The following is a 17,580-nucleotide window of genomic DNA, read 5'->3' on the forward strand; positions in this document are numbered from 1 at the left end:
TTCAGCTATGCTAATACCGTGGCCACCATCGACTTGGCAAAACAATTTAAAGGTCATGGTTGGGTTGGAATAAAATTTCAGGTCGAACCTAATGAAGATTACAACGAAATCATTCTGCATATTCGTTTTAAAGAAAACGATTCCAAATTACAACAGGAAACTCTTGGTATTTTAGGTGTAAACCTTATTTATGGTGCATTTTACAAATACAACGATCCCAGAAAATTATTGCGTTACTTATACGACCATTTGGATAAAGACCAGTTGGAAATAGACACAATTAACTTTACAGGTCCCCGTTTTAAAGATGTAGACAACCGTTTAATGAGTTTACAATTGGTTAAAAACGGAATGACCGATGCGGTAATGTTTGGCCCTGATGGAAACAACGTACTGCCGGCTGCTGTTTTATACAAGAAAAATATTTTAGCGCTTCGCGGAAGTTTCCGTCCGGTTACCAAGGTAAACATGGACATGTATGAGAAATCACTGGAAATGTTCGTTCAGGAGAAAAAAGTGGAAAAAGAAAACACTTTGGTTGTTTTTGAAATCACTTTGTCCAATTTACGTTCCGAGGGAGAAATTGACGAACTTGATTTCATGGACAGAGCGGAATTGCTTTGTTCACTGGGACAAACCGTTATGATTTCCAATTTCCAGGAGTATTACAAAGTAGTGGAATATTTCTCTGAATACACCAAAGCCCGTATGGGATTGGCTATGGGAGTAAGCAATCTGATTGATATTTTCGACGAGAAATACTACCGCCACTTAAGTGGTGGAATTCTGGAAGCTTTCGGAAAATTATTCTATCGCGATTTAAAAGTGTTTTTATACCCGATGGAAGACGAAGACCACCAAATCATCAATTCACAAAACCTGAAGGTTCATCCCCGAATGAAAGAATTATACAAATTCTTCGCCTACAACGGAAAGGTTCTCGACATTACCGATTTTGACAAAGATCACCTTAAAATCTTCTCGCGCGAAGTTCTGAAAATGATCAGTAAAGGAAAAAAAGGATGGGAAGAAATGCTCCCGGGTGGTATTGCAGACCTAATCAAGAAAAATCATCTTTTTGGTTACAATGAGGAAACTGTTTTAGAAGAAAATACAAAAAAATAAAAAAGAAAAGAGGAAGCAGCAATACTTCCTCTTTTTTTATATGATGGTATCTTATTAGCCTAAAATCTGGGCAGTGTGGTCTTTGGTCTTTACTTTGGTAATAACATCTTCTATTATTCCGTTTTCATCAATTATAAATGTGGTTCTGTGGATCCCGTCAAATTCTCTTCCCATAAACTTTTTAGGTCCCCAAACGCCAAAAGCTTCAATAACCTGTTTATCTTCATCGGCCAAAAGCGGAAATGGAAAATCGAATTTACTCTTAAATTTCCCCTGTGCTTTCTGGCTGTCGGCGCTGACACCTAATAGCATATAATTACCGGCTTTAAAGCGTTCATAATTATCCCTTAAATCACAGGCTTCCGTGATGCAACCCGGTGTATTTGCTTTTGGATAGAAGAAAACCACCAGTTTTTTTCCGGTATAATCTGCCAATGAATGCATATTTCCATCCTGATCCAATCCTGAAAAATCTGGTGCTTTATCACCCTTCTGTAATGTTATCATTTTTAATAGCTACTAAATTTTTGAGTTGCTAATTTACAAAGTTTATTGACGTTTCTGAATGACCAAGCAACTGAATAGCTGAACAAATAAGTAAGTACTTAGAAACTTAGTTACATATTCCCTTCTTTTTATCACTAAAGAAAACTTATTTTCGCAGTTCACAATTGATAATTCGTAATGCTACCATGACTAAAAACGAAAAAATTCAGTTTGTTATTGACACGCTGAATGAGTTTTATCCTGAAATTCCGATTCCGTTAAATCACAAGGATCCGTATACATTATTAATAGCCGTGCTTCTTTCGGCACAATGTACTGATGTGAGGGTAAACCAAATAACTCCGCTTTTATTTGCAAAAGCTGACAATCCTTATGACATGGTAAAACTTTCTGTTGAAGAAATCAAGGAAATCATAAAACCTTGCGGACTTTCGCCAATGAAATCAAAAGGAATTTATGGTCTGTCGCAAATATTGATTGAAAAACACAATGGAGAAGTTCCACAAAGTTTTGAGGAATTGGAAGCCCTGCCTGCTGTTGGACATAAAACGGCAAGCGTCGTGATGAGCCAGGCTTTTGGAGTTCCTGCTTTTCCGGTAGACACACACATTCACCGACTGATGTACCGCTGGAATTTAACCAATGGTAAAAACGTTCAACAAACAGAAAAAGATGCTAAACGGATTTTTCCGCGCGAACTGTGGAACGATTTACATCTTCAGATTATTTGGTATGGGAGAGAATATTCACCGGCTCGTGGCTGGAATATGGAGAAAGATATAATCACAAAAACCATTGGCAGGAAATCGGTACTTGACGAGTACTTCAAGAATAAATAAAAAATGTCCCGAAATTTCTATTCCGGGACATTTTTCTAATTAGCAATATTCTCAAAAGTTAAGTCACCCACCTTTGTTATGTTCAACGCTTTAGAATAGTCGAGCAGAAAATTTACTGTTTCCTTTTTAGGTGACATTTTTGGACTTGCCTTTTTCTTTTTAGAGTAGAGTTTTGCCATCGCTTCTATATTAATTATATAACAATAACGCAACTCAATTATAAATATTGTTTAATTCGTTAAAATAATTTGATTTTTTTCTATAACCTTTCTTAAATTCATCAAGGCATATCGCATTCTTCCTAAAGCTGTATTGATACTAACCCCGGTCAAATCGGCAATTTCCTTAAAGCTCAAATCGTCATAAATTCGCATTACCAAAACCTCACGCTGATCGTCGGGCAATTCATTAATTAAACGCTGTAAATCTACCTCAACTTGTTCCGTAATGATTCTGGTTTCAACATTTGGACTGTTATCCGTCATAAGTGAAAAAACGGAATATTCTTCAGTATCTCTGTTGAAAGGCATTTTCTTCGTTTTTCTGAAATAATCAACAATAAGATTATGGGAAATACGCATTACCCAAGGTAAAAATTTACCTTCTTCATTGTAATTTTTCGTCTTTAAAGTTTTGATGACTTTAATAAAAGTGTCCTGGAAAATATCTTCAGTAACATCTCTGTCCATTACCTTAGAATAGATAAATCCGTAAATTTTAGATTGGTGTCTCTCAATTAATGTAGCTAAAGCATTTTCATCTCCGCCTACATAATTTTTTACTAGGACTGCGTCCGGAAGTACAACATTAGCCATAATAATACTTTTTAGTTTTGGTTTGGGTATAGATTCTAAAATCTTAAAAAGTATTTTTTTACAATAGGCGAATGTTGTTTTTTGAATTATTGTTAACCAAATATAAGAATAAATGTTTTTATCCTACAAATAATAATTTAAAATTTAACATTTAGCAACACAATATACTAAAAATTGCTATTATTAAAATAAATAAAACCTTCATTCTCAATTTAATATACAAACAGTGCAGTTCGCTTATTTTGACAGTAATAATACCCAAACAAATTCTTTAAAATTTGGTTTTTCGCTATCTTTGCAATTCATCGCCATTTTCTATGAAAACTGACATCACGACATTAGAACCAAAGAAAAACATCATCATAAAAGGAGCGCAACTTCACAATCTGAAGAATGTGGATGTAGCTATTCCAAGAAACAAACTTGTGGTTATCACCGGACTTTCAGGTTCAGGAAAATCAAGTTTAGCTTTCGACACGCTTTATGCTGAAGGCCAACGCCGTTATGTTGAGAGTTTGTCTTCCTATGCCCGTCAGTTTTTAGGCCGATTGGACAAACCGAAGGTTGATTATATAAAAGGAATTGCCCCAGCCATTGCCATCGAACAGAAAGTCAATACAACGAATGCCCGTTCGACTGTCGGAACATCAACCGAGATTTATGATTATCTGAAATTATTGTATGCCCGAATCGGTAAAACCTTTTCGCCTATTTCAGGCAACGAAGTGAAAAAACAAACTGTCAGCGATGTTATTTCCGAAGTCAAAAATTTTGATTTAGAAAGTAAATGGCTCTTGCTTGCCCCCATTCATTTAGAAGAAGGACGAGCGCTTGAAGACAAGTTGAAAGTATTGCTGCAACAAGGTTTTGCCCGTATTTTGGTTGACAATGAAATGGTCCGTTTAGACGAAATCGATCAGCATTCCCTGGATAACAAAGACGTACTGTTAATCATCGACAGGATCGTCGTAAAAGAAGAAGAAGAATTTTACAACCGTTTGGCTGATGCCGTTCAGACCGCTTTTTATGAAGGAAAAGGCGAATGTTATCTGCAGGAATTAAATTCAGATAAACGATTTGTTTACAGCAATAACTTTGAATTGGACGGAATTACGTTTCTGGAACCCAACGTTCATTTGTTCAGCTTCAACAATCCGTATGGTGCCTGCCCGAAATGCGAAGGTTATGGCAATGTCATCGGTATTGATGAAGAATTAGTGATACCAAATACAGCCCTTTCCGTTTATGAAAATGCCATCTATCCTTGGCGTGGCGAAAGCATGGGCTGGTATCGCGATCAGTTGGTCAACAACAGTCATCATTTTGATTTCCCGATTCACAAACCTTATTTCGAATTATCAAACGAACAAAAGGCATTAATCTGGACTGGAAACCAATATTTTGTAGGATTGGATGCTTTCTTTCAGGAATTGGAAGAGAAAAATTATAAAATTCAAAACCGCGTAATGTTGTCACGCTATCGCGGTAAAACAAAATGTAATACCTGTAAGGGAAAACGATTACGTCCGGAAGCGAATTACATTCGAGTTGGTGGCAAAACCATTTCTGATTTGGTCGATTTACCGATTAAAAACCTGATCGAATTCTTTAAAGAATTAACCTTATCGGAATATGACGAGAAAGTTGCCAAACGTCTTTTAATCGAAATCAATAACCGTTTGCGATTTTTGGATGAAGTGGGCTTGAACTATCTTACCCTTAACCGAAATTCAGCCACACTTTCCGGAGGGGAATCCCAACGAATTAACCTGGCTACTTCATTGGGTAGCAGTTTAGTGGGATCCATGTATATTTTGGACGAACCAAGTATCGGCTTACATCCAAAAGATACCGAAAGACTGATAAAAGTTCTGGAAGATTTGCGCAATTTAGGAAATACCGTAATTGTGGTGGAACACGATGAAGACATCATGAAAGCGGCAGACATGATTATCGATATCGGTCCGGAAGCAGGTAGTTTAGGCGGTGAATTGGTCGCCCAGGGAACTTATGACGAAATCCTGAAAGCCGACTCACTTACTGCACAATACCTGAATGGAAAAATGCAGATTGAAGTTCCCAAAAAACGCCGAAAATTTAAAAATCACATTGATGTTATCGGCGCACGTGAAAATAACTTAAAAAACATCAATGTAACTTTTCCTTTGGAATGCTTAACGGTAATTACCGGCGTTTCCGGAAGTGGAAAAAGTACCTTGGTAAAAAAAATATTATTCCCTGCCCTACAGAAAAAACTCGAAGGCGTAGGAGAAAAAGCAGGTCAGTTTACTGAATTAGCGGGAAGCTATTCCCATATAAAACATATCGAATATGTGGATCAGAACCCGATTGGAAGAAGTTCGCGTTCGAATCCGGTAACCTATATTAAGGCTTACGATGAAATCCGTGATTTGTTTTCCAAACAGCAATTGTCCAAAATGCGTGGCTACCAGCCGAAACATTTTTCTTTCAACGTAGAAGGCGGTCGCTGCGAAACCTGTAAAGGCGATGGTGAAGTGACTATCGAAATGCAGTTTATGGCCGATGTACACCTGGAATGTGAAACCTGTGGTGGTAAACGCTTCAAAAAAGAGATCCTTGAGGTAAATTACGAAAACAAGAACATCGATGATATCTTAACGATGACCATTGATGACGCCATTGCGTTTTTCAATGAACATAAACAAACCAAAATCACTCAAAAATTACAACCGCTACAGGATGTTGGTTTGGGATATGTGCAATTGGGACAGTCTTCCTCTACCCTTTCCGGCGGGGAAGCGCAACGTATTAAATTGGCCTCCTTTTTAGTTAAAGGAGCAACTAAAGAAAAAGCGTTGTTTGTTTTTGACGAACCAACAACCGGATTGCATTTTCACGATATCAAAAAACTATTGGCTTCGTTTGATGCTTTACTTGAAAAAGGACATTCCATTATCGTAATCGAACACAATCTCGATTTGATCAAATGTGCCGATTACATCATCGATATTGGCCCTGAAGGCGGAGAAAACGGAGGAAAACTGATTGCTTTCGGAACCCCGGAAGAAATTACAAAAAATGAAAAATCCATAACAGGAAAATATCTTATAGAGAAACTGTAAATAAAAAAAGACCTCACAAATGAGGTCTTTTTCATTTATTCAATCACAATCTTTTTTGTGATCCTGCTTTCGCCGCTTTCCAATATTCCCATGTAAATCCCTTTACTAAATCGGGAAACATCAATAGTTTCTATTTGTTTTGCATTTGCTATGGAATCCCTGTAAACTTCTTTGCCCTGGATATCGATTAACGAAAACGTATAATTGTTTTTCGGTAATATCCCCAAATTGATGTTTAATTTACCTTTTGTCGGATTGGGAAAGAAACTTATCTGAAAATCTGCATTGAACTGGTCATTTGCTAACGAAGTACTCGCACGCGCAAAATGGAGTAAAGCTCCTGTCGCCGCTTTAGACACATTATAATTGTAAACAGGATCCATATTTACCAGCAAATCATTTGCTGTATGGGCATAAGCTGTTTCATTGGTTTCGAAAAACCCGGTAATTACTTCGTTATTATCTTCAAAAGGCATATAATCCGAAGCATACGCATAAGACAAGGTAGTACTCAACGGAGAATATAAACCAACACAAGTGATTAACTCGTTTGTCATTGTATTCGAGGCAGCATTATTAGATGTCGGACTCCCTGTATCTCTTTCACATGTAATATTGTTGTTTGTCATTCCGGCCACTCCGCCTACTTCATCAATATTAAACACCAGTCTGATATCCATTTTCGGGGTGGTTCCATTTACAACCGAAGACACATAATGCTGACTTCCGTACAACCCATCTTCTTCACCGCTAAAATTGATAAACTTTATAGAGTATTCTGTTGGTACATTTTGTAGCAAACGTGCAGCTTCAAGCAATACTGCGGTTCCACTCCCGTTGTCGTTTGTTCCAGTTCCGGTAATAGAATCGTAATGCCCACAAATAATTACATAAGTGTTGGGATAAAGAGTTCCTACTTTCGTCAGTACCAGGTTTTTACAGGTAAAACCGGAATAGGAATAAGAATCTTCCACCATTTGTCCTGCTGTATAACCATAACTCAGGTATTTGTTCTTTAACCAATTCAATGTATTTTGCAGTGCCGTCGTACCTCTTCTTTTTACGCCAAAGGATTCAAATTGGGTTAAATTGTTAGTGATATTGGCTTGAGATGTCTGATTGACAATATCGGCATATCTTTGAATGAAAGTCTGCGCTGTGGTGGTTTGCAGACTAACGATTCCCAATAAAAACACTATTGTGTTTCGTTTTAGAAAATTCATTTTCCAGTTAGTTTTAGTTAAGTCAGTTAGTTTTTGGTTTACGAATTTAAAAAAATTTAACTAATCGAATGCCTTTTTTTAAATTTTTTCATTTCAATTTCATTAATACAAAAAATGAAAAAATATAATCAAATCAATTTTCAACCTTCCCATAAATCCTGTTTCAAAAAAAGAAACGGGATTTTTTTTACAAAAATATATATCTAAAAATCAAACAGTTACACACAATTAACTATAAAGCAAAATTACTCATTCATTTTTTGGCATGCAAATTGGATATCTCTTATCAAATGAAACTCTGAATAAAATCAGAAACGTGAAAACCGAAAAACGTAACGAGTAGGTAAACTATTAAATTATTGTATTATGAACAAAATTACTCTTTTAGTAGCCAGTATGCTTCTGGTAGGAAGTATGGCTTATGCGTCAGAAAATCCTGTTTTTTCTGATAACAATGAAAAAGGTCCGCGTTATGCTGCAGATTACAGAAATGCCGAACCAATCGTGTTCATGGAACGTGGAATAGAATTTTATGTTTTCCCTGACGGACAATTTGATTTCAATACGCGTCCTTCAGGTCCAAGACAAACAACCGTAAATACGACCTATGGAGCGCCAGGTGTTCACACATCAACTCATTATGGCCCAGCCAACTATGGTGTACGCGTAGAGCACGATAACTTTGGCAGAGTACGACGCATCGGAAATGTTTTCATCAACTATGACGGATACAATAGGGTAAAACGTGTAGGTTCTGTTTATATGAGATACAACAGCTTTGCGCTTTCTCAAGTGGGTGGTTTACGAATACTGTACAACAGAAGAGGTTATATCATCGATGTAGATGGTTATGTAAACGGTTGGAGCCATGGTTATAGCTACAATCCTTACACTTACAACGGAAACGGTTATGACAATCAGGATTCAGGAAACGATTACGGATACGAAAGCGGTTCCGGATACAATGAAGACGATTACTATTACTATAAAGCCGATGGAACAAAAGCCAAAATGACTTCAGAAGAAATCGACGCCGTTAAGAAAGACGAGCAAGCTGTAATTGAGAAAAACAAGAGAGCATAATTAATAAATTTGGTTGGTTAAATTTGGTTAAGGTCCCGCGAAACAGCAATGTGTAGCGGGATTTTTTTTATTGTAGTAACGAAGCTAACTCTTTAGTCAGATTCTTTCTGCTGTATTGCTGTAAACCAACCGGATATACTTTTAAATTTTGATCCAAATACAAATTGAAATACCCCAGAATAGCCTCTTTCACCTGTTCCTTTTCATCATACAAAGCAAAAGTCCCTGTATTGGTTTGTTTTAAGATTACCGAGAAATCAGCATCATTTGGGCCAATCGCCAAAATAGGTCTTTCGGAAACCATATATTCAAAAAGTTTTCCCGGAATGATGCTTTTGGTTTCTTCCGAATCGATTTCAATAAGCAACAAAACCTGTGATTTACGCTGGTGTTCCAAAGCTACTTGATGTGAAACATACCCCAGATTATTCACATAGTCAGACAACTTAAATTCAGTTATGGTATCTAAAACCTCCTGGCTCACGGCACCGATTAACTTCAATTCGAAAGCTTCCCTGAACTTATTATTTTCACGAATCAATTCCTGAAGTGCCTTCCATAAAATCCTTGGGTTTCTTTCAGATAAAAACGAACCAATATGAGCCAAAGTGAATTTCTCGTCCAAAGGTTGTAGGCTCACATTTTCAACATCGTAACCGTTGGTAATAACGTGAATCGGTTTTGTGGTGATTACTTCAAATTCCTTTTTTGTTGTCGGACTTGTTACTAAAAGGAAATCTGCATTATTCATCACCTCGGATTCCATTTTTTTATGTTTTTTTGCCGATGAAGCCGATAATTTCAATGCCTTATGATAACCGATGGTTGTCCACGGATCACGAAAATCAGCAACCCATTTTACATTTAGCTGTTTCTTTAACTGCAAACCAATCAGATGCAGACTATGCGGCGGACCGGTGGTGATGATGGTCTCGATCCCGTTTTCCTGAATGTAGTTCGATAAATAGGTAACTGATGGTTTGACCCACAAAACCCTGGCATCGGGAATGAAAAGGTTTCCTCTTACCCAAAGCATCATTTTCTGAACAAACGATTGCTTCTTTTGGTTCGGAATGATTCCGGAACTTATTTTTTTTGTACTCTTTTTTGAAAAAACCGAAGCCCAGGCATACGGTTCTACAATCTTATTTTTAAGGATCGTTACGTTTGCCGGTACTTCCGAAAGTAACTTCTCATCCAGTAAAGGGTAAGTCGGATTTTCCGGAATGTAAACTATCGGTTCGATTCCAAAATCAGGCAGATACTTCACAAACTTTAACCAACGCTGAACGCCGGGACCGCCTGCCGGTGGCCAATAATAAGTTATGATGAGTACTTTTTTCATTTACAATTTTGAAACCGTTAAACCAGCCCAGGTTGCAGCTAATCCTAAAATCACGCTCAATCCTATGTAAAGAAATGCCGTTCCTGACTGATTCGCATTAAACAACTGTATGTTTTCATTTGAAAAGGTTGAAAACGTTGTATAACCTCCGCAAAAACCCGTTACGAGAAAAAATTTCAAATCAGGATTAGTGACATTATTTTTTTCCATCCATCCCAAAAACAACCCAATAAGAAAACATCCTAAAACATTGGTTATAAAAGTTGCGTACGGGAAAAACAATTGAGTATGTTTATTAATCCATTGCGATGTCAGATAGCGAAAAACACTACCCAAACCTCCACCTAATGCTATTAATAGAATTGTTCTCAAATTAATTACAAATTACGAATTACAAAACGCAATTCAATCTTTTCCCTTTTCCCTTATTCCTTTTTTCTCCTAACTTCAGTAAAGATTCCGAAACCTACCAACACTAACATTCCAATGAAGCTGAACAATGAAATCATGCTTCCGGTTTTTACTACCTGTGGTTCGAATTTGAATTCAATCGTGTGTTTTCCGGCAGGAACATTTATCGCTCTCAATACATAATCAGCACAGAAAATATCTGTTTCTTTACCGTCAATGGTAGCAATCCATCCTTTGGGATAATAGATTTCCGAGAAAACGGCTACCCCATTGTTTGTGTTGTTTGAAGTATATTTCAAATAATTCGGTTTATAAACCTTCAATTGGATCGTTGCCAGACTGTCTTTTACAAGCGAAGTAGATTTTACAGCGCCTGCAAATTCCTTTTGGTTAACGATTGCCGTTTTCTTTGTATCCAGTTTGTCCAGCCCTTTCATTTCCTCGTCGGCTGAATTTACCAGTTTAACTTCGCTTACGAACCAGGCATTTCCATTGACATTCGGATTAGTCATTGGCATATCCTGTCCTTGTTCGTCTTTCTGAATAATGTATTTCACATTCAGCATATTCAGCACACCGATATTGTTTTTGGCAATCTGATAATCAAACAACTGTTGCATTTTTCTTGGCTTGGCCGCATGATATCCACCAATCGATTTATGGAAATACGATGCTCTTGCGCTCGCCATATTGCCTTCAACCTCAAACACACGATAATTCGTTGTATCGGCCAAAATGTGCTGATCTGCCGGAGTCGCTTCAAACGGAATATCCGCCTGACGGGCAGAAACAAAACTATCGCTGTTTACATAATTTTTATCTACGAAGAACAAATCACCCACCATCAAAACACCAACGCAGATTATGGTGGTCAATTCCGAAATTTTATTCTTTATGAACAACCATAGCATGGCAGCTGTAAGGGCAATCAATATACCAGAGCGCATTAAGTCAGATGAATACATTTCCTGACGTTGTTCTTTCAACGCATTGATGAACGGTGGCCCCATTTCTCCGTAGGCTTGCAAATACATGCTGTCGCTGCCTCCTGTAAAGCTGAACATTCCTTTGCACATAAACAGTACAATAATAATACCTAATGTAGTTGCAGCGGTCATCCACAAGGCTTTAAAACGGGCTTTTTCTTCGGCATTAAAGAAAGCCTGCATTCCTAAAATGGCCATTACCGGCATACACAATTCCAAAATAACCTGAATTGAAGAAACCGCTCGGAATTTGTTGTACATCGGTACGAAATCGATGAAAAAGTCTGTCAAAAGAGGGAAATATTTCCCCCATGACAATAATAATGAAAGTATGGCTCCAGCTAAAAAGGCATATTTAATTTTACGTTTATCTATGAACATTCCCAAAACAAACAGGAAGAATACGATTGCTCCGATATATGCCGGTGCTGCCACTATAGGCTGATCTCCCCAATAAGTTGGTACTGCCGAAGCAAAATCTTTGGCTTCCGTTGGAGAGGCGCCCTGGCCCAAAACGAATTCGTACATCGGAGACCCTTCCCCTACATTTTCATGATTGGAACCACCAAATAAACGCGGTGCGATTAAATTCAAACTTTCCCCAATACCGTAACTGTATTCGGTAATATATTCATAAGACATTGCGTTGTTGTTTTCCGCTTTCTTTCCGTCCGCTGAAAACGTTAATTCACTGTCACTTCGCGTTGAATTTTTAGCGTATTCCGAAGTGGCCATTAAGTTGGTTGCATTGGCCCCGACTGCCAGGATTCCCGCTAATATGAAAACGCCAAAAGCTTTCCAAAGTCCTTTGAAATCTCTTTCTTTCAAATACTGTATTTTGAAATACGCAGCGATTACTAACAAAAGTAACAACAAGTAAAACGTCATCTGGAAGTGATTCGCATTGATTTCAAAAGCAGCGGCAATCATGGTCAGCAATCCTCCAGCCAAATAGCGCTTCTGATAAACCATAATCACACCGGCCACCACCATTGGCATATAGGCAATCGCATGGGCTTTGGCATTATGCCCTACCCCTAGAATAATAATCATATAGGTGGAAAAACCAAAAGCAAGTGCTCCGAAAAAAGCCTTGAGATTGTCTACTTTCAAAGACTTAAGCAAAATGAAGAATCCGATAAAATAAAGGAACAGATAATCTGCAGGTCGTGGTAAAAAACGAATCAGGTTATCTAATTTTTTGATGTAATTGTGCGGATAATTGGCTCCTAACTGATAAGTAGGCATCCCTCCGAAAGCACTGTTAGTCCAATAAGGTTCTTCTCCTGTTTCTTTTCTGAAATCGTTTTGCTCCTTTGCCATTCCGGTGTATTGAGCAATATCACTCTGATTCACTTTTTTACCCTGCATTACCGGATAAAAATAAAGTATTGAAATTACTGCAAAGCCGATTACGACTAACAAATAAGGGTAAATCTTGTTCAGGTTTTTCATATTATTTTGCTTCAATTCGCTAAAAAATCAGGCTAAAATAACAATAAAAACCCTTTAAAAAAAGAAAACGAATAACTCGGCTGTTATTCGTTTTAATTTAAACTATTCAATTTCTTCAAAATCAATATACTCGCCCACTTTCTTCTTCTCTTTGGGCATTTCGGAATGAGAAGACTGTTGTGTATTTGATTGCGAATATTGTTGCTGATAATTTTGCTGCTGTTGTTTAAAATTCTCCTCTGCTTTTTTAACTACCTGTTGCAAAAAATAAGGAGCCAGCAATCGCATAATGAATTTTAACGCATAGTATATAAAGAGAATCCAAAGCAAAGCTTTAACCAAACCTGTAAGTGATGCTGTTTCCATCCTGAATCTAAATTTTGTCAAATTTAAGCAAAGCTACATTTAAAAATAAGATCACTTTCTTAAAATAATAATAAAATAACTATTTTTGGTCGGCTGATATGCTTTAAAAATTTAAACAAAATACACTTTATGCTCCGATTAAAAACGAAACTACTTGGTTTTTTACTGATTACGTCAGGAATTGCAATCGCTCAACATACCGATGAGATTAACTCCAACCGTCCGGGAAAATCTTTTGGAGCTTTCTCAATAGGGAAAAAAGTAATTCAGGCTGAAACTGGTATTTATTATACCAAAGAGGACCACGATTTGCAGGAATGGCAATCTAAAGGTTTCGGATTGGAACTGGTAGCGCGATACGGAGCATTTTTTGAGCAGCTGGAGTTCATTGCCGAGATGCAATATCAAAAAGACACTTACACCGCTCCCGGAGGCTTTCAGGAAGATCGAAATGGATTCCGACAATTGACGGTAGGCGCCAAATATTTATTTTATGATCCGTGGAAAAATTACGTTGAAAAAGTAAACGTGTATAGCTGGAAAGCCGAACACAAATTTAAGTGGAGAAAATTACGACCTGCCATAGGAGGTTATATCGGCGCTAATTTTAATCCGGGTGACAATCCGTACACCTTCCCTACCGATCCGAGCGTGAGTCCGAAAGTAATGTTGTTACTTCAAAACCACTTTGGAAGCCGAACTGTGTTAACCACAAACCTTATTGCCGACAAATTCACTACCGATTATCCAAGTTACGGTTACATACTGACTTTGAGCCACGGTATCAACCAAAATTGGTCCGTATTTTTAGAAAATCAGGGATACAAAAGCGACTGGTATGCTGATTGTATATTCAGAGGAGGTGCCGCTTATCTGATAAAGAAAAACATGCAGGTTGATGCTTCCGTCGGAACAAGTATCAAAAACACACCGTCTATCTTCATTGCGGGTGCAGGATTCTCATGGCGCTTTGACAAGAGCTACAAACCAATCGAAATTAAAGACGGTAAGGAAGTGAAAGGCGATTCTAAAGGCAAAAAAGTGGAAGAAGAAAAGAAAAAACGTTCCGACGAAGTAAAATAATTATGATTACGATTAAAGAAGTCAGCTCCAAAAAAGAACTAAAAGAGTTTGTATTATTTTCTTTTGAAATTTTTAAAGACAATCCGTATTGGATTCCACCTATAATTCAGGATGAACTGGAATCGTTTGACGCTGCCAAAAATCCGGCGTTCAAAAGTGCCGAAGCCCATTTTTATCTGGCCTACAAAGACAATAAAATAGTCGGAAAAATTGCTACCATGATTAATTGGGATGAAGTAAAACTGTTAGGCAAAAAGAAAGTTCGTTTCGGCTGGTTTGACGTGATTGACGACATTGAAGTTACCAAAGCGCTGCTAGAAAAAGCCGTTGAACTTGGCCATAAACACCAGATGGATCATATCGAAGGTCCGATGGGTTTTTCAAATTTAGATAAAGTGGGCGTTCTGACCGAAGGTTTCAATGAACAAGGAACAATGATTTCGTGGTACAGCATGCCTTACTACAAAGAACATTTCGAAAAACTGGGCATGGTTCCTGAAAAGGAATTTTACGAGAGCTGGTTCACCATGGATGCCATTAACCCGGCACCATTTCAGCGTGCCAGCAAAATGATCAGGGAGCGTTATGGCTTAAGAACACTTGAATTCAAAAAGAACTCGGATGTCATGCCCTATGTGGATCAGATGTTCGAATTATTCAATGAAGCTTATACCGGTTTACAGTCTTTCGTTCCAATAAACAAGGAAATGCAAGACTATTTCAAGAAAAAGTACATCAGCTTCATTAACCCGGAATACATCAAATTCGTTGTCGATGGTAACGATAAAATCATTGCTTTCACCATTGTAATGCCTTCTTATGAAACGGCATTACAAAAAGCGAAAGGAAAATTATTCCCATTCGGTTTTCTTCATTTATTGCATGCAAAAAAGAAATCCAGAGAAGTGGTTTTCTATCTGATAGGCGTACATCCCGAATATCACAATAAAGGGATAACTGCTGTAATCTTTGATGACTTTTACAAAGTGTTCCAGGAGAAAAAAATCAAAAAATTCATCCGGACTCCTGAATTAGAAGAAAATCACGCTATGCACAATCTTTGGAAAAACTTTGATCCGAAAATTCACAAAAGAAGGAGAACCTATAGAAAAGATATTTAACCTTCTGAAAACCTGACGAGGAAGTTACACCATTGAAAACAATACAGAGACAATAACTATTGCGTACATTAAAAGCAACATGGCTTCAGTACGTTCTTTTTTAAATAATGTTTTCATGGGGGCGGGGCTTTAATTTTTGCCAAAAGTAAAATGAAAACCCTTTGGCGTTTTCCCAAAACTTCTGAATGTCGATTTTTGGTTAATGAAAACGCATGTTCAGTTAACGAAAAAAATAACTCGTTGTTATAAAACAATAAAAAAACCATTTGATAAAACAAATGGTTTTTTTATTTGTAAGATTTAACTTTACTTACGAAACATCTACTGTAGTTTCTTGAGCAATCTGTTTATAAGTACCATTTACAAGTTTTTCTCGAATAGCTTCGAAAGCAGTTAACGTTTCATTGATATCTTGTAAGGTATGGGAAGCCGTAGGAATCATACGCAATAAAATAATTCCTTTCGGGATAACCGGGTACACAACAATAGAAAGGAAAATTCCATAGTTCTCGCGTAAGTCGTTTACCATCACCATCGCTTCCGGAATTGACCCTTCAAGATAAACCGGTGTGATACATGTATTTGTATCTCCGATATTGAATCCTTTTTCTCTTAAACCGTTTTGCAGCGCATTTACATTTTCCCAAAGTTTATCTTTTATTTCAGAAGATTTACGCAACAATTCCAGACGTTTCAAGGAACCGATAGTCTGAATCATTGGTAATGCTTTGGCAAACATTTGCGAACGCAAGTTGTATTTTAAGTAATCAATAACGTCTTTATCAGCTGCAACGAATGCACCTATATTAGCCATTGATTTAGCAAATGTTGAAAAATACACGTCAATTCCGTCCTGACAACCTTGCTCCTCACCTGCTCCGGCACCTGTTTTACCAAGTGTTCCGAAACCGTGTGCATCGTCAACTAACAAACGGAAGTTGTATCTTTCTTTCATGGCAACAATCTCTTTCAGCTTTCCTTGCTGACCACGCATACCGAAAACACCTTCTGTAATGAAAAGGATTCCTCCTCCGGTTTCATCAGCCATTTTGGTAGCACGCTGAAGGTTTTTCTCCATACTCTCCAAATCATTGTGTTTGTATGTAAAACGCTTGCCCATATGTAAACGAACACCGTCAATGATACAAGCGTGTGAATCCACATCATATACAATGATGTCGTTTTTACTTACCAATGCATCAATGATAGACACCATCCCCTGATAACCGAAATTCAACAAATAGGCAGATTCCTTCATTACAAAAGCAGCCAATTCTCTTTCCAACTGCTCATGGTATGTTGTATGTCCTGACATCATACGAGCTCCCATCGGATATGCCGCACCGTATTTTTGTGCTGCTTCGATATCGGCTTTACGAACTTCAGGATGATTTGCCAACCCTAAATAATCGTTGATAGACCAGTTCAAAATTTCTTTTCCGTGGAACTGCATTCTAGGTCCTAATTCGCCTTCCAATTTCGGAAACACATAGTACCCTTCTGCTTGAGAGGCCCATTTACCTAAAGGACCTTTATTGTTTTGTATTCTTTCAAATAAATCTTTAGCCATAATTCAAATAGGTATAAATCTGATTTTTAATCGTTCCAAAAGTAATTATTTCTACTCTTCTATCATAATAATTTACAATTTTTAAAATCTAAAATTCCTCATGACAATTTAATTAAAAAAACAGCATGACAAGCAACATTTTAAAAACTTGTATTACTACTTAAACTAGGAAAACAACCATTATATTTCTTTACAAAACAGTTAAATTATTTTAACATTATTTTAATTGGTCTCAAATTCCCTCAACAGAAAAGTTTAATTACTTTTGCTCATCTGTTATGAAAAGACTGTTTAATTACATACTGATTCTTTCCACTGCCTTAATGATTAGCAATCAATTGTTCGCTAATTCATATGAGGCTGGTGCTCCTTTTAAAGAATCGCAGACAACTTTTCAGAATCCGACAGAATTGGCTGTGGAATTCGAATCGGTTTCGATTCTCCACCAGCCGTATTTTATTCAGAAGATAGATAAAGACAAGATTGAGCTTTCGGAAAACGAAAATGAAACCGAAGATTCTCAGTCATTATATGTTGTTCCCCGGAA

Annotated in this window: 16 protein-coding genes; 7 read left to right on the forward strand and 9 right to left on the reverse strand. The window is 37.3% G+C overall.

The features are described 5' to 3' along the window. The coding region (locus VLB74_RS12980; RefSeq protein WP_325203881.1) for a TonB-dependent receptor at positions 1 to 1,125 on the forward strand (1,125 nt) is incomplete at its 5' end. A 54-nt stretch (positions 1,126 to 1,179) separates the two neighbouring features. On the opposite strand, the gene bcp is transcribed toward VLB74_RS12980, so the two are convergent. Continuing rightward, complete coding sequence (gene bcp, locus VLB74_RS12985) at positions 1,180 to 1,632, reverse strand: thioredoxin-dependent thiol peroxidase (RefSeq protein WP_325203882.1); 453 nt, start codon at positions 1,630 to 1,632, stop codon at positions 1,180 to 1,182. A 185-nt stretch (positions 1,633 to 1,817) separates the two neighbouring features. Between bcp and nth the strand changes: the two genes are divergently transcribed. Further along, positions 1,818 to 2,471 carry an endonuclease III gene (gene nth / locus VLB74_RS12990; protein ID WP_325203883.1) on the forward strand — a complete coding sequence of 218 codons (654 nt, stop codon included), beginning with the start codon at positions 1,818 to 1,820 and terminating at the stop codon, positions 2,469 to 2,471. 35 nt (positions 2,472 to 2,506) lie between these two features. On the opposite strand, the gene VLB74_RS12995 is transcribed toward nth, so the two are convergent. Further along, a complete protein-coding gene (locus VLB74_RS12995; RefSeq protein ID WP_325203884.1) occupies positions 2,507 to 2,650 on the reverse strand; it encodes a hypothetical protein in 144 nt (47 codons plus the stop codon). 51 nt (positions 2,651 to 2,701) lie between these two features. Further along, entirely contained in the window at positions 2,702 to 3,286 is a 585-nt protein-coding gene (locus VLB74_RS13000; protein WP_325203885.1) for an RNA polymerase sigma factor, read from the reverse strand. A gap of 317 nt (positions 3,287 to 3,603) precedes the next feature. Here VLB74_RS13000 and uvrA point away from each other — a divergent pair, with 317 nt between their 5' ends. After that, positions 3,604 to 6,390 carry an excinuclease ABC subunit UvrA gene (gene uvrA / locus VLB74_RS13005; protein WP_325203886.1) on the forward strand — a complete coding sequence of 929 codons (2,787 nt, stop codon included), beginning with the start codon at positions 3,604 to 3,606 and terminating at the stop codon, positions 6,388 to 6,390. A gap of 35 nt (positions 6,391 to 6,425) precedes the next feature. Here the strand turns inward: uvrA and VLB74_RS13010 are convergent, their stop codons facing one another. Next, entirely contained in the window at positions 6,426 to 7,613 is a 1,188-nt protein-coding gene (locus VLB74_RS13010) for a M28 family peptidase (protein ID WP_325203887.1), read from the reverse strand. 366 nt (positions 7,614 to 7,979) lie between these two features. On the opposite strand from VLB74_RS13010, the gene VLB74_RS13015 reads away from it, so the two are divergent. Then, entirely contained in the window at positions 7,980 to 8,696 is a 717-nt protein-coding gene (locus VLB74_RS13015) for a hypothetical protein (RefSeq protein ID WP_325203888.1), read from the forward strand. 67 nt (positions 8,697 to 8,763) lie between these two features. Here VLB74_RS13015 and VLB74_RS13020 read toward each other — a convergent pair whose 3' ends face one another. The 4 genes from VLB74_RS13020 to VLB74_RS13035 all read right to left on the reverse strand — a co-directional run bounded on the left by VLB74_RS13020 (position 8,764) and on the right by VLB74_RS13035 (position 13,259). Further along, entirely contained in the window at positions 8,764 to 10,041 is a 1,278-nt protein-coding gene (locus VLB74_RS13020) for a glycosyltransferase family 4 protein (protein ID WP_325203889.1), read from the reverse strand. After that, a complete protein-coding gene (crcB, locus tag VLB74_RS13025; RefSeq protein WP_325203890.1) occupies positions 10,042 to 10,413 on the reverse strand; it encodes a fluoride efflux transporter CrcB in 372 nt (123 codons plus the stop codon). Between the two features lie 53 nt (positions 10,414 to 10,466). Beyond that, entirely contained in the window at positions 10,467 to 12,893 is a 2,427-nt protein-coding gene (locus tag VLB74_RS13030; RefSeq protein WP_325203891.1) for a YfhO family protein, read from the reverse strand. Between the two features lie 102 nt (positions 12,894 to 12,995). Further along, complete coding sequence (locus tag VLB74_RS13035; RefSeq protein WP_325203892.1) at positions 12,996 to 13,259, reverse strand: DUF4834 family protein; 264 nt, start codon at positions 13,257 to 13,259, stop codon at positions 12,996 to 12,998. A 129-nt stretch (positions 13,260 to 13,388) separates the two neighbouring features. Here VLB74_RS13035 and VLB74_RS13040 point away from each other — a divergent pair, with 129 nt between their 5' ends. Continuing rightward, complete coding sequence (locus tag VLB74_RS13040; protein WP_325203893.1) at positions 13,389 to 14,342, forward strand: transporter; 954 nt, start codon at positions 13,389 to 13,391, stop codon at positions 14,340 to 14,342. Between the two features lie 2 nt (positions 14,343 to 14,344). Further along, the gene (locus VLB74_RS13045) at positions 14,345 to 15,463 is read left to right on the forward strand and encodes a GTP cyclohydrolase (protein WP_325203894.1); all 1,119 of its coding nucleotides are present in this window, start codon (positions 14,345 to 14,347) and stop codon (positions 15,461 to 15,463) included. 310 nt (positions 15,464 to 15,773) lie between these two features. Here the strand turns inward: VLB74_RS13045 and VLB74_RS13050 are convergent, their stop codons facing one another. Continuing rightward, positions 15,774 to 17,033, reverse strand: coding sequence for a cysteate-C-fatty acyltransferase (locus VLB74_RS13050; protein ID WP_325203895.1), 1,260 nt, complete (start codon positions 17,031 to 17,033; stop codon positions 15,774 to 15,776). Positions 17,034 to 17,311: 278 nt separating this feature from the next. Here VLB74_RS13050 and VLB74_RS13055 point away from each other — a divergent pair. Further along, on the forward strand, positions 17,312 to 17,580 hold a 269-nt coding region (locus tag VLB74_RS13055), incomplete at its 3' end, for a hypothetical protein (protein WP_325203896.1).

Source organism: Flavobacterium sp. (assembly GCF_035456225.1).
Lineage (GTDB): Bacteria > Bacteroidota > Bacteroidia > Flavobacteriales > Flavobacteriaceae > Flavobacterium.